Annotated in this window: 19 protein-coding genes; all 19 read left to right on the top strand. The window is 36.7% G+C overall.

Annotated features, from left to right (window positions below; translation table 11 throughout):
• Positions 1-11 precede the first annotated feature (11 nt).
• The 19 genes from flhA to rseP all read left to right on the top strand — a co-directional run bounded on the left by flhA (position 12) and on the right by rseP (position 18,950).
• On the top strand, positions 12-2,045 hold the full coding sequence (gene flhA, locus D9780_RS09070) for a flagellar biosynthesis protein FlhA (protein ID WP_121639896.1): 2,034 nt from the start codon (positions 12-14) through the stop codon (positions 2,043-2,045).
• Positions 2,042-3,160: a flagellar biosynthesis GTPase FlhF gene (gene flhF / locus D9780_RS09065; protein WP_116276958.1), complete on the top strand. Its 1,119-nt coding sequence runs from the start codon at positions 2,042-2,044 to the stop codon at positions 3,158-3,160. Before flhA ends, flhF begins: the two co-directional genes overlap by 4 nt.
• Positions 3,150-4,022, top strand: a complete 873-nt coding sequence (locus D9780_RS09060; RefSeq protein ID WP_121639895.1) for a MinD/ParA family protein — start codon at positions 3,150-3,152, stop codon at positions 4,020-4,022. Before flhF ends, D9780_RS09060 begins: the two co-directional genes overlap by 11 nt.
• 6 nt (positions 4,023-4,028) lie before the next feature.
• Positions 4,029-5,075 carry a protein-glutamate methylesterase/protein-glutamine glutaminase gene (locus tag D9780_RS09055; RefSeq protein WP_121639894.1) on the top strand — a complete coding sequence of 349 codons (1,047 nt, stop codon included), beginning with the start codon at positions 4,029-4,031 and terminating at the stop codon, positions 5,073-5,075.
• Between the two features lie 14 nt (positions 5,076-5,089).
• Positions 5,090-7,102 (top strand): chemotaxis protein CheA, encoded by a 2,013-nt coding sequence (locus tag D9780_RS09050; RefSeq protein WP_121639893.1) that lies wholly within the window; start codon positions 5,090-5,092, stop codon positions 7,100-7,102.
• 17 nt (positions 7,103-7,119) lie between these two features.
• Positions 7,120-7,590, top strand: coding sequence for a chemotaxis protein CheW (locus tag D9780_RS09045; RefSeq protein WP_073005038.1), 471 nt, complete (start codon positions 7,120-7,122; stop codon positions 7,588-7,590).
• A gap of 10 nt (positions 7,591-7,600) precedes the next feature.
• Positions 7,601-8,227 (top strand): chemotaxis protein CheC, encoded by a 627-nt coding sequence (locus D9780_RS09040; protein WP_073005036.1) that lies wholly within the window; start codon positions 7,601-7,603, stop codon positions 8,225-8,227.
• Positions 8,220-8,726 (top strand): chemotaxis protein CheD, encoded by a 507-nt coding sequence (locus D9780_RS09035; RefSeq protein WP_084723518.1) that lies wholly within the window; start codon positions 8,220-8,222, stop codon positions 8,724-8,726. Before D9780_RS09040 ends, D9780_RS09035 begins: the two co-directional genes overlap by 8 nt.
• A gap of 270 nt (positions 8,727-8,996) precedes the next feature.
• Complete coding sequence (locus D9780_RS09030) at positions 8,997-9,776, top strand: FliA/WhiG family RNA polymerase sigma factor (RefSeq protein WP_073005034.1); 780 nt, start codon at positions 8,997-8,999, stop codon at positions 9,774-9,776.
• A 163-nt stretch (positions 9,777-9,939) separates the two neighbouring features.
• On the top strand, positions 9,940-11,313 hold the full coding sequence (locus D9780_RS09025) for a flagellar assembly protein A (RefSeq protein WP_162985830.1): 1,374 nt from the start codon (positions 9,940-9,942) through the stop codon (positions 11,311-11,313).
• A gap of 122 nt (positions 11,314-11,435) precedes the next feature.
• A complete protein-coding gene (locus tag D9780_RS09020) occupies positions 11,436-11,729 on the top strand; it encodes a hypothetical protein (protein WP_073005030.1) in 294 nt (97 codons plus the stop codon).
• A gap of 18 nt (positions 11,730-11,747) precedes the next feature.
• Entirely contained in the window at positions 11,748-12,176 is a 429-nt protein-coding gene (locus D9780_RS09015) for a DUF6115 domain-containing protein (protein WP_371413739.1), read from the top strand.
• A 531-nt stretch (positions 12,177-12,707) separates the two neighbouring features.
• On the top strand, positions 12,708-13,457 hold the full coding sequence (rpsB, locus tag D9780_RS09010) for a 30S ribosomal protein S2 (protein WP_121639890.1): 750 nt from the start codon (positions 12,708-12,710) through the stop codon (positions 13,455-13,457).
• A 97-nt stretch (positions 13,458-13,554) separates the two neighbouring features.
• A complete protein-coding gene (gene tsf / locus D9780_RS09005; RefSeq protein ID WP_116276966.1) occupies positions 13,555-14,439 on the top strand; it encodes a translation elongation factor Ts in 885 nt (294 codons plus the stop codon).
• A 95-nt stretch (positions 14,440-14,534) separates the two neighbouring features.
• Positions 14,535-15,257 carry a UMP kinase gene (pyrH, locus tag D9780_RS09000; protein ID WP_073005022.1) on the top strand — a complete coding sequence of 241 codons (723 nt, stop codon included), beginning with the start codon at positions 14,535-14,537 and terminating at the stop codon, positions 15,255-15,257.
• A gap of 1 nt (position 15,258) precedes the next feature.
• Entirely contained in the window at positions 15,259-15,807 is a 549-nt protein-coding gene (gene frr, locus D9780_RS08995; RefSeq protein ID WP_073005020.1) for a ribosome recycling factor, read from the top strand.
• A gap of 196 nt (positions 15,808-16,003) precedes the next feature.
• Positions 16,004-16,765 carry an undecaprenyl pyrophosphate synthase gene (locus D9780_RS08990; protein WP_116276968.1) on the top strand — a complete coding sequence of 254 codons (762 nt, stop codon included), beginning with the start codon at positions 16,004-16,006 and terminating at the stop codon, positions 16,763-16,765.
• 13 nt (positions 16,766-16,778) lie between these two features.
• Positions 16,779-17,579 carry a phosphatidate cytidylyltransferase gene (locus D9780_RS08985; protein WP_073005017.1) on the top strand — a complete coding sequence of 267 codons (801 nt, stop codon included), beginning with the start codon at positions 16,779-16,781 and terminating at the stop codon, positions 17,577-17,579.
• A gap of 108 nt (positions 17,580-17,687) precedes the next feature.
• On the top strand, positions 17,688-18,950 hold the full coding sequence (rseP, locus tag D9780_RS08980; RefSeq protein WP_121639889.1) for an RIP metalloprotease RseP: 1,263 nt from the start codon (positions 17,688-17,690) through the stop codon (positions 18,948-18,950).
• Positions 18,951-18,966: the final 16 nt, after the last annotated feature.

Raw genomic sequence — 18,966 nt, 5'->3', positions numbered from 1 at the left:
GAGAGTCCCCCATGAAAGCAAGAGATCTATCTGTTCTTTTAGGCGTTATTTTAATCATTATTATGCTCATTGTACCACTACCAGGATGGTTGTTAAGTATTTTGATACTTTGTAATATCTCCCTAGCGTTAATTGTTATTTTAGTATCTATGAATACGCAGGAAGCGTTGCAATTTTCCGTGTTTCCAACTCTGTTATTACTATTGACGCTATTTCGTCTTGGATTAAACGTTTCAACAACTAGATCCATATTATCCGAAGCGGATGCAGGTGGTGTTGTAGCCACATTCGGATCATTTGTTATTGGGGGGAATCCGGTAGTTGGATTTGTCGTCTTTGTCATTTTAGTTATCATTCAATTTCTCGTTATTACGAAAGGGTCTGAACGTGTATCGGAAGTAGCTGCGCGCTTTACATTAGATGCGATGCCTGGAAAACAGATGAGTATAGATGCTGATTTAAATGCTGGCTTAATTTCAGAACAACAGGCAAAAGAGCGGCGAGAAAAAATTGAAAAAGAAGCGGATTTTCACGGCTCCATGGATGGTGCAAGTAAATTTGTTAAAGGTGATGCCATTGCAGGTATTATTATCGTTTTAATTAATATTATTTTTGGTTTAATTATTGGCATGGTACAAATGGATCTGTCTTTTCAAGAAGCGATTAATACATTTATGCGCTTAACAGTAGGAGATGGGTTAGTCAGCCAAATTCCAGCTTTGCTTATTTCTACAGCTACTGGAATTGTTGTAACCAGAACAGCAGGGAGTGGAAATTTGGGTACAGATGTATCCGGTCAATTATTGCAATATCCAAAGCTATTATTTATTGCGAGTGGTACTGTGTTTTTACTTGGTTTCACACCGATAAATTTTTTCTTGACGACAATTTTGGCGGCATTATTAGCATTAAGTGGTTATCTATTACTTAAACAAACTGAAGATATCATAGAACCTAGCGATGAAGAGGTTGATGAAACAGAGAGTGACGTAATGAAAGCTCCTGAAAATGTTGTGCAATTAATTAATATGGATCCAATAGAATTTGAGTTTGGCTATTCGCTTATTCCTATAGCTGATACGAATCAGGGGGGGGATTTACTAGATCGGATTGTTATGATTCGTAGGCAACTGGCAGTTGAACTCGGTATTGTTATTCCAGTTGTTCGCATTCGTGACAACATACAGCTACAGCCTAATGAGTACCGTTTAAAAATAAAAGGTGAAGAGGTTGCCTCTGGAGAGTTATTACTCGATCATTACTTGGCAATGGCACCAGATATGGATGAAGATGATATTGAAGGTGTGGAAACGACAGAACCAGCTTTCGGATTACCAGCAAAATGGGTTAGTGAGGAATGGAAAGATGAAGCAGAACTTTCTGGATATACAGTAGTGGATCCCCCTTCTGTTGTATCCACTCATTTAACAGAAGTAATTAAACGTCATGCACATATGCTGCTAGGCAGAGAAGAAACAAAACAATTAGTTGATCATCTCAAAGAAAGTTACCCTACTTTAGTTGAAGAAGTCACTCCCGAGCCACTATCTGTGGGGGATATACAAAAAGTGCTAGCTAAATTATTGAGGGAAAAGGTATCTATTCGTAATTTGCCAATCATATTTGAAACATTAGCAGATTTTGGAAAATTAACCAACGATACGGATTTGCTAACGGAGTACGTTCGTCAAGCACTATCCAGCCAGATTACAAAGCAATATACGGATAAAGATCGTTCATTGAAAGTCGTGACACTCTCAGCTAGAGCAGAACAGGCAATTGCCGAAAGCATTCAACAAACGGAGCATGGAAGCTTCTTATCAATGGATCCTGAAATGCAGCAACAATTACTAGAGCATATGAAAGAAGAAGTGGAAAAGTTAACACTTCAAGAAGAAACAGCGATATTACTATGCTCACCGGCTGTAAGGATGTATGTAAAACAATTATTGGATCGTTTTTTACCACAAGTTGCTGTCTTATCTTATAACGAGTTAGAGCCAGACGTACAAGTACAAAGTATTGGGGTGGTGAATATAGCGTGAAAGTAAAAAAATATACGGCAGGATCAATGCCTGAGGCCATGAAACAAATACGAAAAGAACTGGGAGCAGAAGCTGTTATCCTTCAATCGAGGCAAGTGAATAAGCGCAAATTTTTAGGCTTGTTTAAAAAACCACAAATAGAAGTGGTAGCTGTTAAAGACCCACAGCCAATAGCGCCTAAAAAACAGGTATCACAGAAGCAAGAAATGAGGATAAAAGAAAGAAAGGATAATACAAATACAAATATTGTTTCTCCTGAACTACAGGAACTAAGGCAAGTTAAAAAGTTATTGCACCAATCCGCTATTCATACATTGACTTATCCTTTTGATTATCAATCTGCTTATCATTATTTATTAGAGCAAGAAGTAAACCAACCACTTGCTAAAAGTTTAATAGAATCAGTAATGGAAAAATATAGCGCTAAGTCACAGCCCACCTACCAAGAAATAGTAAAAAAGGTGGAAGAGGAAATAATGGAACGACTGCAAGCAGTTCCATTTCAAGGTTTAACCTATAATCAAAAGCTTGTCTATTTTGTTGGACCGACGGGAGTGGGAAAAACTACTACAATTGCTAAACTGGCAGCTGAAAGCAAATTAAAAGATGGGAAAAATGTTGCCTTTATAACGGCAGATACGTATCGAATTGCAGCTGTTGAACAATTAAAAACATATGCTGATATTTTATCCGTTCCTATTGAAGTTGTTTATTCGAACGATGATATGGTAAAAGCCATTCACAAATTATCAACATATGACATTATATTTATCGATACAGCAGGAAGAAATTTTCGAGAAGATGCTTATATTAAACAACTTCAAGAGGATGTATTGATAAATAAAGAGGCTACTATGTTTTTAGTTTTATCGTTAACAGCTAAATCTCAAGACTTATTGAACATTTATGATCAATTTGAGCCCTTACCTATTTCTCAAGTGATTTTTACAAAATTAGATGAAACAAGACAAGTTGGTGGCATGTTAAATATAATCTTTAAAAAATCAATTGGCGTCGGTTATATAACAAATGGGCAAGATGTTCCTGATGACTTAGTACACCCAACACCTGAGTTTTTGTCATCTAGCATAATGGAGCATGCTTATGAAAATTGATCAAGCAACAGGACTTAGAAACAGATTGGAAACGATGCGAGAGAGTAAACAAGCGAAAACAATTGCGGTTATTAGTGGTAAGGGAGGAGTAGGAAAGTCTAATATCACTTTAAATTTTGCTTTAGGCTTACTGCGATATGGAAAAAAGATTCTAATCATGGATATGGATATAGGTATGGGAAACATTGATATCTTGCTTGGTAGACAGATTGAAAGAACAATTGTTGATATGTTTCAGCGTAGACTTCCTATTCAGTCCATTATTGAACAAGGTCCAGAAAACTTACATTATATTGCTGCAGGATCAGGGTTTTCAGATATTTATGCGATGGATACGAAGACGAAGGAGTTTTTCTTTCAGCAATATCAATCTTTGCTTATGCATTATGATTATATATTTTTTGATATGGGGGCAGGAATCACCAATGACAGCTTATCATTCATTTTAGCTGCAGAAGAGTGCCTTCTTGTGACTACTCCTGAACCCACGGCTATAACAGATGGGTATAGCATGATTAAGCATATCGCAAGTCACAACAATATGTTGCCTATTCGAGCCATTATGAATCGTGCGCAATCCAATATGCAAGGCCATAATATGCTTGTTCGTTTTCAAAAGGTCATACAACAATTCTTACAAATAAATATTCATATATTAGGCTCTTTACCTGAAGATCAAACTGTCAGAGCCGCTGTTATTCACCAAACACCGTTTATTATTTTTCAAGAAAAGTCAGCAATTAGTAAAGCAACCAAGAAATTAGTACGAACTTACTTGAATGAAGTAGATGAATATAAAGCGGAAAAAGGAAATAGTTCTAGTTTCTTACAAAAATTAAAACGATTATGGACGGAGAGGTAATCGATTATGAATATAATTCGAGTCCTTGTCATCGATGATTCAGCTTTTATGCGTAAAATTCTTACAGATATGCTATCGAGTGATCCAGTGATAGAGGTTGTTGCTACAGCTCGAAATGGCGAAGATGGACTACATAAAATAAACCAATTTTCACCTGATGTTATTACGCTAGACGTACAAATGCCAGTAATGGACGGAATAACGACTTTGAAGAACATCATGCAAACAAATCCAATACCTGTTGTTATGTTGTCCAGTGTGACAGAGGATGCAACGATTAAAACCATTCAAGCTATTTCAAGCGGAGCGGTAGATTTTATTGCTAAGCCTTCTGGTGCTATTTCGATTGATATTGAGACTATGAAACAAGAAATCATACGTAAAGTGATAACTGCTGCCTCGGTTAAATTGCCAAGTCAGCAAGAAGAGAGGGTTAGGCAAAATATAATCGAAAATCCTGTAAATGAGTTAGCGCCTTACAAGCAAACAATCGTAGTCATTGGGGCTTCAACAGGTGGTCCTAGAGCACTTCAGCATATTATTGAACAATTACCAAAGGATTTGGCAGCTGCTGTGTTAATTGTTCAGCATATGCCAGCCGGATTTACAAAATCGCTAGCTGAGCGACTGAATTCTAAATCTGACATAGCGGTGAAGGAAGCGGCACATGGTGAGAGATTACGACGGGGTGTTGTATATATCGCGCCAGGTGGATGGCATATGAAAGTTAAACAGATGGGTTCTTCCGTTTTTATCGATTTAACAGATGAAGAACCTTTACGTGGCCATAGGCCATCTGTAGATATGCTTTTTACATCCCTCGCGCCACTTAAAGAAGTTAACAAGATGGCAGTGATTTTAACAGGGATGGGAAATGACGGGGCAAATGGAATTAAAAGCTTAAAAAAACATGATAAACACACATACATTATTGCAGAATCAGAGGAAACTGCAATTGTATATGGAATGCCAAAAGCGGCAATGGCTACCAATTTGGTTAATAAGCAAGCACCATTGCATGCAGTAAGTAGGTTAATAACTCAATTAATTTAGTTGGAGGGATAGAGTTGGATACTTCTGGATATTTAACTGTCTTTATAGATGAGAGCAACGAACATTTGGAAGTTTTGTATAACCAGTTACTAGCGCTAGAGAAAAACCCGCAAGAAAAGGCAATCATTGAAGAAATTTTCCGAGCAGCCCATACACTAAAAGGCATGTCAGCGACGATGGGGTACCAAGATTTAGCTAATCTTACGCATAAGTTAGAAAATGTTTTTGATGGCATCAAAGAAGGACGGCTAAACGTTCAATCAGAAATGATTGATATTTTGTTTTCTGCAGTTGATTATTTACATGAAATGGTAGAGGATGTTGCTTCCGGTGGTAGTGGGAGCAAAGACGTAACGGATATTGTTGAGCAATTGAAAAGTTTAGAGCAAGGAGATGTATTGCCTCAAGATAGTGTACCACTAAATACCTTAAAGCAAGCCAAAACAAATGGCACACAAATGAAAAATGTAGACGAGTTTGCGCTTACTATTCTACAAGAGTCAAAAGAGCGTGGATATACAAACTATGAAATTATTATTACCCTAAGCCAAAATTGTTTATTAAAAGGCGCTCGTGTCTTTATGATATTTGAAGTTTTGGAAAAGCTTGGTGAAATCATTAAATCTGAGCCGTCTGTAACGGAATTGGAAGAAGAACAATTTGATCAGACGTTTACAGTATTATTTATCTCTGAATATAAAAAAGAAATAATACAAACGAATATTGAAAAGGTGTCGGAAATTGAATCAGTTCACATTGTTCCTTTTAACGTAGATCAGATTCAGGAAACGGAGCAAACGTTAGAAAAATCTGAAGAACAGCCGCAACCTAAAGATGGACAACATGGCAAACAACGACATGCGAATGGAATAGCAAATAAAACCATTCGCGTAAATATTGATCGTTTAGACGTACTAATGAATTTATTTGAAGAATTAGTTGTTGACCGTGGGAGATTAGAGCAATTAGCTGCAGAATTAGATAATAAAGATTTGCAAGATACAGTTGAACATATGTCGCGTGTTTCGAATGATCTTCAGTCCATCATTTTGACGATGCGTATGGTGCCAATTGAACAAGTGTTTAATCGGTTTCCGCGGATGATACGACAGGTTGCTCGGGAGTTAAATAAACAAGTTGAAGTGGAAGTTATTGGCGCTGATACAGAATTAGATCGAACGGTAATTGATGAAATTGGTGACCCATTAGTTCATCTTATTCGTAATGCAATTGATCACGGTATTGAATCAAAAGAAGAAAGAATAAATAAAGGGAAGCCTGAGTATGGCACATTAAAGCTTGAGGCCTACCATAGTGGTAACCATGTGTTTATCGAAATCGTGGACGATGGTGCAGGCATTCACAAGGATAAAGTGATAAAGAAAGCAATTTCAAAAGGAGTTTTATCTGAATCACAAGCGGAACTTTTATCGGATCAGCAAGTATTTGAATTAATTATGTCCAGTGGTTTTTCAACTGCTGATCAAGTATCAGATATTTCTGGCCGAGGTGTTGGTTTAGATGTTGTAAAAAATACAATTGAATCTTTAGGTGGAAAAATAGCGATCGATTCTAAAGAGGGGCAAGGAACAGTCTTTTCTATTCAATTGCCACTTACATTATCCATTATTTCCGTACTTTTAATTGAGCTACAGAAAGAAAAATATGCCATCCCGCTGTCATCGATTATAGAGACAGCAATTGTCCATAAAGATGATGTCATGCATGCACATCATACAAAAGTAATTGATTTTCGTGGCAAAGTGGTGCCATTAGCATTTTTAAATGACATATTTAACGTGCAGCAAATGATAGAAGCAGATAAAGATTCATACTTATCCATTGTCATTGTCAAGAAAGGTAATAAAATGGTAGGACTTGTCGTAGATTCATTTATTGGTCAACAGGAAGTCGTCTTAAAATCGCTAGGCAATTATTTAACCAACACATTCGCTATTTCTGGGGCTACCATCCTCGGTGATGGAGAAGTAGCCTTGATTATTGATAGTAATGCGCTAGTAAAATAAAAATGGAGGGATAGTAGATGGAAAACAATATGTCTGGAAATAGAAAGGTCATTGTATTTCAACTTGGTGAGGAAGAATATGCGGTTTCTGTACAGCAGGTAAGCTCAATTGAAAGGTTAATGCCAATTACAAGAGTTCCTCAAACAGCTGATTTTGTAAAAGGGGTCATTAATTTAAGAGGAGTTGTAACTCCGGTTATTGACCTACGCTTACGTTTTGGGATGGAAGAAACACCTTACAGCGATTCAAATCGTATTATTATTGTTATTTTGGAAAATATGGAAGTTGGCTTAGTGGTAGACGCTGCTAATGATGTTATTGATATCCCAGAATCTGAAATAGAGCCTACTCCTGAAGTGATAGGAACCGTTGATACGAAATATATTGAAGGAGTAGCAAAGCTCGAAAACCGCCTACTTATTCTATTAAATATGCAAAAAGTATTAACAGAAGAAGAGATAGAAGAATTAAAGTCAGTGGAAGGGTAAGGCCAGGCTTATGGACCTAACAAAGTTAACGCAAATGCAAAAAGATGCGCTACGGGAAATAGGAAATATTGGTGCTGGAAATGCTGCAACATCCATGTCTAAATTAGTAAATCGAAAAATAGACATGGATGTGCCTACTGTAAACATTGTTAGTTTTGACGAGATGATGGAACGAATTGGCGGTCCGGAGTCTGTTGTTGTTGCCTTGTTGTTTCGCATTCAAGGAGATGCCCCTGGCACTGTATATTTCATCTTTTCTATAGAAGAGGCAGAAGCTTTAATTAAGGAAATTACGAATAATGATGCATTACGTTTAGATGTTAATGATGAGCTAGCCATTTCCGTCATTCAAGAAGCAGGTAACATCGTAACAGGTGCTTATTTATCAGCTTTAGGTGACTTTACCAATATTACGATGCATCCTTCTGTACCTTATTTAAGTATTGATATGGCTGGCGCAATATTGACCGTGGGACTACTAGAAGTGTCGCAAGTAGCAGACTACGCCTTAATTATTGATGCAAAAATCAGTTCATCTTATCAAGTAAGCCAAATTAAAGGAAATTTTTTATTTATTCCTGACCCTGATTCATTTTCCAAACTGTTTAAAGCATTAGGAGTTACGAACGATGTCTAAGCTAATGTCTTCCTCTCATGTTGTAAAAGTTGGAATAGCAGATTTGAAGGTAACCAAAGCTCCTAATACGATTCGAACATCGGGGCTAGGTTCCTGTGTAGGTGTTGTTATCTATGATGAAAGAAAAAAAGTAGCTGGGCTAGCACACGTTCTATTACCAGATTCGAAATTAGCTAGACAAAACAATTTTAATCACTATAAATATGCCGATACAGCAATACCACTTTTGGTGGAGCAATTATCTAGTCTTGGGGCAAGAAGTAACCTATTAAAAGCTAAAGTAGCTGGAGGGGCACAAATGTTTCAATTCTCGTCGGGATCCGATATGATGCGAATTGGCCCACGAAATGTAGAATCTGTTTTGGAGAAACTGAAGCAACTTTCCATACCTGTTCTTGCATCTGATACAGGTGGTAACGCTGGACGGACGATAGAATTTGATCTACAGACAAGTCTTTTGAAAGTGCGAACGGTAAATAAAGGTGAAACATTTATTTAAATGTAGGGCCGTTTACAATAATGGACTGAATAATCTATAGAAATGATACTACTTAACGAAAATAGAATCGTCTTGTCGAAATAAAGAACTTCTTATTTTAAGAAACTTGAGCTTATATGTAAAGAGAGTGTAACTTTTTTCAATAAAAGTTACTAAAAAGCAAAAAGCTATCTTAATGGATGGACTTTTAATTTAAGGCAATAGGAGTGTCCGTTTATTGCTCGCATAGTAACAGGACGGATGAAGCTATGGTAAGAAGGAGTGATAAAGATGAAAGCAACTTCATCTCCGCATGAGCAGAAGCTTTGGGATGATTGGCTTAATAACCATTGCATGGAAGCAGCAAATGAACTAATCGAAAATTATATGTATTTGGTTAACTTTCATGTGGAGAGAATCGCCAGCCATTTGCCAAATAATGTAATGAAAGATGATGTGAAAAGTTTTGGACTAATGGGTCTTTACGATGCATTAAAAAAGTTTGACCGCACTCGTCAACTAAAATTCGATACGTACGCTTCGTTTCGTATTAAAGGAGCGATTATTGATGGGCTTCGAAAAGAAGATTGGCTTCCCCGTTCTTTACGAGAAAAAACAAAAAAGATTGAGCACGTAACAAATCAATTAGAACAGCAATATCAAAGAATACCAAGTGTGGAAGAAATTGCAAAGCATACTGGTATGACGGTTAAAGAAGTGGAAACGGCGATGTACGATTCTTTATTTGCTAATATTCTTTCCATTGAAGAAAAGCCTACTGATCCGAAGCTAAAGCTTAAAGAAGGAATAGGTTATTCCATTCCAGATACTAAATCAGTCGCTCCAGAAAATCAAGTTGTACAAAATGAACTAAAAGAAGAATTAAAAGCTAGTATGAAAAAATTAAATGAGAATGAGCAATTAGTAATCAGCTTATTTTATCAAGAGGAATTAACATTAACTGAAATAGGAGAAGTGTTAGGGCTGACGACGTCTCGCATATCACAAATTCATAAAAAATCGATTACCAAGCTGAACACGATCTTAAAGAAACTGCAAGCTATATCTTAGTTTGTTTGCATGAAGCATACCTTTTTAACTACTTTTTCTTTATAAAATAAAATGGAATCCGACTTGCGCATACACTAACAAAGATGAGATACAAAAAAGAAAGTGACGGATGTGTATCACCTTTTTTAAAAATCAAAAATTATTTATTAGGGAGGGTGCGGGAATGAAATTATTAGAAAATATATTTAAAGTTAACGTCTCCCAGGATAAAATGTTAGCAGAAATAGACGTAAGCGAACAGGAAGAAGATTTTACAACACTACAAATGACGAAATCAGATGTGATAGCATTTCTACAAAAAAATAACGTTACCAATGGAATTTTGGAAGAAACGATCTTTTCAATCGTCAACGATACATCAAAAGTTACTTATCCAATTACAATTGCTAAAGGAAAAAAACCAGTCCATGGCAAAGATGGTCAATTGCAATATATCTCTGACTTTAATCCTGATAATGCTTGGGAAAAAAAGCAGGATTTTCGAGACATTATGCAAATACCATCGGTGAAAAAAGGGGAAAAAATCGCAACCCTTATTGCACCTACAGATGGTGAAGCGGGTTTTGACGTAAGCGGAGCGACTATTCCATCATATCCTGGCAAAAAAGTTGTTGTAAAAGCAGGCAAGAACGTTGTTTATCGGGAAGCTGATCAATGTTTTTATGCTACTACAGATGGGCAGTTGAGCTGGCGCGGAAAGTATATTCAAGTCCAACCAGTATATGAAGTAAATCAAACATTATCTATGAAAACGGGCAATATAGATTTTATTGGCACTATCATTATTCGTGGTGATGTCCCTGCTGGTTATACAGTTACAGCAAAAGGAGATGTCAAAATATTTGGGATGGTGGAAGCAGCTACAGTACTTGCTGGTGGTTCGATCTATGTAGCAGAAGGCGTCGCAGGGCAAGGGGCAGGAACGATTCAAGCAGATGAAAATATACATGTTGGTTATGTGAACCAAGGCAACATTATTGCTGGGAAGGACTTATTTGTAGAAAATTCTATTTTTCATAGCCAGTGCAAAGTACGTGAGCGTGTTATCTGTCATAGAGGAAATATTATTGGTGGTATATTATCAGTTGGAAAGAGGATAGAAGCAAAAGATGTAGGAAATCGCGTAGGTGTGAAAACAGAAGTTATGTTTGGTCTAGATCAAAAAACGGAGAAGGAAAAAAGGGATTTATTGGACGAAAAGCAAAAACTGGAGGTCACGCTTTCTAAGCTAGCTCTACTAGAAAAAAAATTAAATGGACAACAGATAGAAAATGATTCTAAACTAAAAATTACGCTCCTTCGATATAAGCACTCGTTACAAAAAACAAAAGAACGTTTAGCGGAGGTAAACCGCTTATTAAATCAATTGGCAACAAATCTCGGAGACGAGGAAGATGCGACATTGGTAGTCCGCAACTATCTACACGCAAATGTCGTTGTAGCATTCGGAAAATATTACCGCATTAGTAATGGGAATTATCAAGGTGTTAAAGTGCAGCTAGTAGACAATGAAATTGTTACTTCTCCTTTAACCTGACTCTCAGCAGTTACCTAGAAATGTAACGAATTCAAAAGGATACATGGTTGGTTACTAAAAGTTGAAGCTACAAATGAGGCTTCTATAGGGATATATGTATATATGACCTGGAGTGATATAACATGGGATGGAAATCCATTGAATTGCAAGTAGCGATTCCTCGTTCTCTAGATGCAAGTAAAATGCAACAACAACTTCTTCACCAAAGTCAACTTTATCAAACTTCTCTTTCGCAGCAGCAATTAATGGAAGCACAGCGAAAAAGGAAACAGGTACATCGCACACATCAATCAGACTCAGTAAAGGGCGATCAACACACAACATCTATGAAAGAACGGAAGGCAAATAAAAAGGAACAACAGGTCAGCATAAATGAACATCCTTATTTGGGAACAGAAATTGATGTGAACGGATAGAATGGAGGTGAGCAATTGGTGACATCTATATTAATATTGGTCAGTTTTTTATTACATATGGTTTCCTTCACGGTTATTTTTCAATTGTATAAACGAATGAATGCAAATCAACAATTGGATACTTCTGAAATTGACGCTTTGCTAGCAGAATATATTGATGAAATAAAAAAGGAGAACATACGTTTACAACAGCAATTGGTTACATTAAACAAACGAGAAAATGTGGAAACGAACCAAATACAACTAGTCGAAAAAGAGGAACAAGACGATTCATACAATAATGAACAACAAGATGAGATAACAACTTCACTACAAGCGAAAATATTACAATTACATAGTCAAGGGTACACAGCTTCAGAAATCGCTCGACAATTAAATTGTGGAAAAACAGAAGTAGCATTAACAATTAAGTTTCAACAGAATGCAAAGCTTGATTCATCGAAATAGCTTTCAACACGCGAATTTATAGATATACCTTAAAACTATTTTATTTATCGAATATGGCATCCTATTGGATTTTAATGTGGAGGGGCACTTCAAATAAGCACCCCACTGTTGGGAAAATAATCCTGCAATACTCATGAAACTTTCCATATCTGGGAGCATGACTTGCACAGACATGTTGTCATTTTCTTATCCTGCAAAAAAAGAATAAACTCACTGACCATTTTATTATATGAAGCATTCCTACTTTGTAGAGTAAGCTCATACCTGTACCGCGCTAGTCTGTAAAGAGTGAAAAAATACTGCTTTTTGGACATCATAAAAGAGCATTTTCTTATGTACGATAAAAATACTTGAATCCTCTTCCTTCTTATGATATATTATCTTGTGGTGTGAAGATTATGTTGTGCACTAAAAAGTGCTAGTATGTCGATTACACACGTGTAGGGATTTGTAAATAAGGTGCCAAAATAATTGGTCTATTTACAAAAAGGATCTATTACGGAGGAAAAAACCAATTAGGAGGAATTTATAATGTCAGCTATTTCAATGAAACAGCTACTCGAAGCTGGTGTACATTTTGGTCACCAAACTCGTCGCTGGAACCCAAAGATGAAAAAATACATCTTTACAGAACGTAACGGTATTTACATCATCGATCTACAAAAAACGGTAAAAAAGGTCGATGAAGCGTATAATTATGTCAAGCAACTTGTTGCTGACGGAGGAACCGTTTTGTTCGTTGGTACGAAAAAACAAGCTCAAGAATCTGTACGTGACGAAGCCATTCGTTCAGGTATGTACTATGTTAACCAACGTTGGTTAGGTGGAACACTTACTAATTTTCAAACCATTCGTAAACGCATTAATCGTTTGAAAGACATTGAGCGCATGGAAGAAGATGGAACTTTTGAAGTGCTACCAAAGAAAGAAGTTGTTGATCTTCTAAAAGAAAAAGATCGCTTAGTGAAGTTTCTTGGTGGAATTAAAGAAATGGATAAACTTCCAGATGCGTTGTTTGTAATTGACCCACGTAAAGAGCGAATTGCTATTGCTGAAGCTCATAAATTAAATATTCCGATTATCGGAATTGTGGACACAAACTGTGATCCAGATGAAATTGATTATGTGATCCCTGCTAATGATGATGCGATTCGTGCCGTGAAACTTTTGACTTCCAAAATGGCAGATGCTATTTTAGAAGTGAAACAAGGCGAAGAAATGAATGAAGCTCCAGAACCAGAGCAAGCGTCTGAAGAAGCAAAGGAAACAGAACAAGAGTAAAGAAAGAAAAGGTGAGGGTGATAAGAGGATGTGAGCCTTTTATCACCTTTTTTAAAAGAAAATATGAATTAGTCGATGATTTTAAGGAGGATTTCAAATGGCAATCACTGCAAAAATGGTTAAAGAATTACGTGAAAAAACTGGTGCAGGAATGATGGATTGTAAAAAAGCACTTCAGGAAACAGATGGCAATTTAGAGGCTGCTGTTGATTTCTTACGTGAGAAAGGTCTGTCTAAAGCTGCAAAGAAAGCTGACCGTATTGCTGCTGAAGGGTCTGCGTACATTCAAGCAGATGGTAATACAGCTGTTTTACTAGAAGTAAACTGTGAAACAGATTTCGTAACAAAAAATGACCAGTTTAAAGACCTATTATCTACATTAGCAACTCATTTGTTAAAACACCAGCCAGAGACCGTAGAGAAAGCACTACAGCAAACGATGGAAGCGACTGGAGAAACAGTTGAAAACCATATTAAAGCTGCTGTTGCAAAAATTGGTGAAAAATTATCCCTTCGTCGTTTTACTATTGTAACGAAAACGGATAACGATGCGTTTGGTGAGTATTTACACATGGGTGGACGTATCGGCGTGCTTACCTTGTTAGAAGGAACTACAGATACAGCTGTTGCTAAAGATGTAGCGATGCATATTGCAGCTGTAAATCCACGTTATATTTCTCGTGATGATGTTGCAGAAGAAGAAGTAAACCATGAGCGTGAAGTATTAAAAGCCCAAGCTTTAAATGAAGGTAAACCAGAACATATTGTTGAAAAAATGGTAGAAGGTCGTCTTGGCAAGTTTTTTGAAGAAATTTGTTTATTAGAGCAAAGTTTTGTAAAAGATCCAGACCAAAAAGTGAAAAAGTTTGTTGCGGATAAAGGAGCAACAGTGAAAACTTTTGCACGTTATGAAGTAGGCGAAGGAATGGAAAAACGTGAAGAGAACTTTGCAGATGAAGTGATGAGTCAAATCAAAAAATAATCTGGTTGATAGGGAGCAAGCAATTGTTCCCTATTTCTCCATAACTTAAAGAATTCTTATTACAATAAACTATTTTATTTTCTGTGGAGGTTATTATGACAACAGCTCGTTACCGTAGAATCGTGCTTAAACTAAGTGGAGAAGCATTAAGTGGCGAACTTGGATATGGCATTGAGCCTAAAATTATTCAGTCTATCGCTGATCAAGTAAAAGAAGTTGCTGAATTAGATGTAGAAATTGCTATTGTCGTTGGCGGAGGAAATATATGGCGTGGCAAAGTAGGCAGTGAAATGGGTATGGATCGTGCCAATGCTGACTATATGGGGATGCTAGCAACAATTATGAATGCTTTAGCACTTCAAGATGGACTGGAAAACATCGGTATACCTACAAGAGTACAGACATCAATAGAAATGAGACAAGTGGCTGAGCCATACATAAGAAGGAAAGCAATTCGCCATTTGGAGAAAAAGCGTGTTGTCATTTTTGCTGCTGGTACAGGAAATCCTTTCTTCTCAACGGATACAACTGCAGCATTACGCGCAGCTGAAATTGAAGCGGAAGTCATTTTGATGGCAAAAAATAATGTGGATGGCGTTTATACAGCGGATCCTAAATTGAATGAAAATGCAGAGAAGTATGAGAACCTTTCTTATATGGAAATGCTCAATGCAGGACTTGGCGTTATGGACTCAACAGCTTCAACTTTATGTATGGATAACGATATTCCTTTAGTTGTGTTTTCTATAATGGAAGAAGGTAATATTAAACGGGTCGTTCAAGGTGAAGTAATTGGAACTACAATAAGGGGGAAATAACATGTCTGATGGTATATTGAAACAAACGAATGAAAAGATGGAACAAGCTGTACAAGCTTTCTCTAAAAATCTGGCTACTGTTAGAGCTGGAAGAGCAAATCCAAGTTTATTAGACAGTGTTTTTGTGGATTACTATGGAATGAGTACACCATTAAACCAAATTGCTTCGGTTTCTGCACCAGAAGCAAGACTACTTGTTGTTACACCATATGATAAATCAGCTATTGCTGACGTGGAAAAAGGGATTCAAAAAGCAGATCTAGGTCTTTCACCTTCTAGTGATGGGAATGTAATTCGGATTAATATACCAGCATTAACAGAAGAACGTCGTAAAGATTTAGTTAAAGTGGTAGGTAAATATGCCGAAGAATCACGTGTTCAGGTAAGAAACATTCGACGTGAAGCGAATGATCAATTGAAAAAAGAAGACGGTATTTCAGAAGACGATGTACGGGCTTTACAAGAGGATGTACAAAAAGTAACAGATAAATATATAGCAAAAATTGACCAACTAGCGAAAGAAAAAGAAAAAGAAATTATGGAAGTTTAATGCTATTCCAAGTAAAATAAGCAGAAAATCGCCCTCTTTTTTAAAGGGGGCTTTTGTATTTTAGGAAAAATCGGTATAATAAAACTTGGTTTACATGATATAATGATAATTCATATATCATATACTTTATTTGCATCTCATAAAATAGGTGCAGATAAAGAACTAGAAACGTTGACACATATTCGGAGGACAAACTATGTCAATTAGACTTCCCTTTACAAAAAAGAAAACAAAAGAAATAGAATCATTAAAGAACACAGAGAATATTCCAAACCATGTTGCAATTATTATGGACGGAAATGGCAGGTGGGCTAAAAAAAGGTCATTACCACGTATTGCGGGTCATAAAGAAGGTGTAGACGCCGTAGTAAAAACCGTTCGTGCAGCGCATAAGAGTAATGTTAACATTTTAACTTTATATGCATTTTCAACAGAAAACTGGAAACGACCGCAAAAAGAAATTGACTTTTTAATGAAGCTTCCTAAAGAATTTTTACATATTCACTTACCTGAATTAATGGAAAGGAATGTTCGCATTCAAACCATTGGGGATTTTGAAGCTTTACCAGAGCATACAAAAGAAGCTGTTCAGTATGCGATGGATAAAACAAAGAATAATAATGGATTATTATTAAATTTTGCTTTAAACTATGGTAGTAGGTATGAAATTATACAAGCAATGAAACATGTAGTGACAGATGTGCAAAATGAAAAGCTTCATTTGGAAGCTATAAGCGAAGAAGTCTTTAATAAATATTTATATACAAAAGAACTGAGCGATCCAGATTTACTAATACGAACAAGTGGGGAGCAACGGTTAAGTAATTTTTTATTATGGCAACTTGCTTACACTGAATTTTGGTTTACAGAAGTTCTTTGGCCTGATTTCGATGAAGCAGTATTTAAACAAGCAATTGAGGAATATCAGCAACGCCAGCGTCGTTATGGCGGTATTTAAGGTGAGGTAGTATATGAAGCAACGGATTATTACAGCCATCATTGCATTAATCATATTTGTTCCCTTTGTTATCATTGGTGGCCTTCCATTTGAAATTTTAGTGTATGCAATGGCAACAATTGGTTTTTTAGAATTATTAAGAATGGGGAATATTGCTAAATACTCCATCCCTTCTATTTTAGGTATTGGACTGTTATGGGTACTTTTGCAAGCAGAACATATGGATGCTATCCCATTTATGTGGCTCACAAAATCAGAAATTTTAATGCTTATTGTCCTGTTACTATTGTCCTATACTGTATTAGTTAAGAATAAATTTACCTTTGATCATGCGGGTGTTGTCCTTATTTCAGCGATTTACGTAGGGATGGGGTTCTATTATTTGCTTTTAGCTAGGGGCGGAGAAGGTGGAGGCGGATTAGCAACGATCCTCTACATATTTCTTCTTATTTGGTCCACAGATACAGGAGCGTATTTTGTAGGGCGAGCTTTTGGAAAGCGTAAACTATGGCCCAAAATTAGTCCAAATAAGACTATAGAAGGTGCTTTAGGCGGAATTTTGTTAGCGATTATTGTGAGTATTATCTTTCAAATCGTTCATCCTATTGGTGATACGTTAGTTGGCATGATCGGGGTAGCAATTATTGCATCTGTATTTGGACAAATTGGCGACTTAGTTGAATCTGCGTTCAAACGCCACTTTGGGGTGAAAGATTCAGGAAATGTACTTCCAGGTCATGGCGGTATTCTAGATCGCTTTGACAGCTTATTATTTGTTTTACCAATATTACATCTTGTTGGTTTTTTTAATTAATAGTCTTCATAAGAAAGATAAGGATGACATCCATTCATTGAAACCAATTTTACTTATCAATGATGCATTGTATGATTAACCGATACTTTTAAAGGAAGGTGCTTTTATTTGAATACAGTCATTGCGTTTATTCTTATGTTTGGTCTCCTTGTATTTATTCATGAATGGGGGCATTTAATTTTTGCTAAACGAGCTGGCATGTTAGCGCGTGAGTTTGCGATTGGTTTTGGCCCAAAAGTGTTTGCATTTACGAGGAACGAAACTGTATATACGATCCGGCTCCTTCCAATTGGCGGCTACGTGCGAGTTGCCGGAGAAGACCCAGAGATCATTGATTTAAAACCGGGGCATCATGTAGGGTTAGAATTTAATGAGTTTGGAAAAGTAAATAAAATTATTGTAAATCACAAAACCAAACATCCAAATGCCCGTATTATAGAAATTGAAGAAGCGGATTTAGATCATGCATTGCAAATAAAGGGGTATGAAGTCGGTGAAGAGGAAAAACTTGTTTTTGATGTTGATTCGAAAGCTTTCTTCGTTATGGACGAAAGAGAAACACAAATTGCTCCTTATGATCGGCAGTTCGCTTCCAAAACGGTATTACAGCGCGCCATGCAATTATTCGCAGGGCCAATGATGAACTTTGTGTTGGCTATTTTTATCTTCTTAATCCTTGGGATCATCCAAGGTGTGCCTGTAGAAGAAGCGCAAATGGGAGAAGTTATAGCGGATAGCCCGGCAGCGGAAGCAGGTTTAAAAGAGGGGGATGAAATAATCCAAATTGAGGAAGACCCTATTTCTACCTGGGAAGAGTTTCACACGATCGTAAGCAGTAGCCCGAATGAAGAACTCCATATGTCTGTATTGCGTGATGGAGAAGAAATTGCTTTAACGGTAGTTCCAAATGAAGCAGAAGGTGTTGAAGGGGAAGAATCATTTGGGCAAATTGGTGTATATAAAGCGTATGAAAAATCAATTTTAGGCACTATTCCATATGGCATTTCACAGACGTATGACACATCGAAGCTCATTTTAACGAACTTAGGGATGTTAATTACGGGACAATTGTCCATTGATGCTTTATCAGGACCAGTCGGTATATATGATGCCACAGACCAAATTGTACAAACTGGTTTTACAAACTTCCTGTTATGGACGGCCATGTTAAGTATTAATTTGGGGATTGTCAATCTTGTCCCACTTCCAGCATTGGATGGAGGTAGATTGCTGTTTGTTGGGATTGAAGCGATACGTGGAAAACCAGTTGCTCCAGAAAAAGAAGGTTTGTTTCACTTTATAGGTTTTGCACTGCTCATGTTACTCATGATAGTTGTTACATGGAACGATATTCAACGTTTATTTCTTTAATTGGAAAGAGATGTAT

Origin of the sequence: Virgibacillus sp. Bac330 (assembly GCF_003667845.1) — a bacterium.
Taxonomy (GTDB): Bacteria; Bacillota; Bacilli; order Bacillales; family Amphibacillaceae; genus Virgibacillus; species Virgibacillus chiguensis.
This window is presented reverse-complemented; position numbering and strand designations above follow the sequence as displayed.

Excerpts from the sequence above, each read along its gene's own strand:
- D9780_RS09020 (WP_073005030.1), top strand. The coding sequence starts at position 11,436 with ATGGGATGGAAATCCATTGAATTGCAAGTAGCGATTCCTCGTTCTCTA.
- D9780_RS08990 (WP_116276968.1), top strand. The coding sequence starts at position 16,004 with ATGTCAATTAGACTTCCCTTTACAAAAAAGAAAACAAAAGAAATAGAA.
- rpsB (WP_121639890.1), top strand. The coding sequence starts at position 12,708 with ATGTCAGCTATTTCAATGAAACAGCTACTCGAAGCTGGTGTACATTTT.
- D9780_RS09055 (WP_121639894.1), top strand. The coding sequence starts at position 4,029 with ATGAATATAATTCGAGTCCTTGTCATCGATGATTCAGCTTTTATGCGT.
- D9780_RS09025 (WP_162985830.1), top strand. The coding sequence starts at position 9,940 with ATGAAATTATTAGAAAATATATTTAAAGTTAACGTCTCCCAGGATAAA.
- D9780_RS09030 (WP_073005034.1), top strand. The coding sequence starts at position 8,997 with ATGAAAGCAACTTCATCTCCGCATGAGCAGAAGCTTTGGGATGATTGG.
- D9780_RS08985 (WP_073005017.1), top strand. The coding sequence starts at position 16,779 with ATGAAGCAACGGATTATTACAGCCATCATTGCATTAATCATATTTGTT.
- D9780_RS09040 (WP_073005036.1), top strand. The coding sequence starts at position 7,601 with ATGGACCTAACAAAGTTAACGCAAATGCAAAAAGATGCGCTACGGGAA.
- frr (WP_073005020.1), top strand. The coding sequence starts at position 15,259 with ATGTCTGATGGTATATTGAAACAAACGAATGAAAAGATGGAACAAGCT.
- D9780_RS09035 (WP_084723518.1), top strand. The coding sequence starts at position 8,220 with ATGTCTAAGCTAATGTCTTCCTCTCATGTTGTAAAAGTTGGAATAGCA.
- pyrH (WP_073005022.1), top strand. The coding sequence starts at position 14,535 with ATGACAACAGCTCGTTACCGTAGAATCGTGCTTAAACTAAGTGGAGAA.
- flhA (WP_121639896.1), top strand. The coding sequence starts at position 12 with ATGAAAGCAAGAGATCTATCTGTTCTTTTAGGCGTTATTTTAATCATT.
- D9780_RS09045 (WP_073005038.1), top strand. The coding sequence starts at position 7,120 with ATGGAAAACAATATGTCTGGAAATAGAAAGGTCATTGTATTTCAACTT.
- D9780_RS09060 (WP_121639895.1), top strand. The coding sequence starts at position 3,150 with ATGAAAATTGATCAAGCAACAGGACTTAGAAACAGATTGGAAACGATG.
- tsf (WP_116276966.1), top strand. The coding sequence starts at position 13,555 with ATGGCAATCACTGCAAAAATGGTTAAAGAATTACGTGAAAAAACTGGT.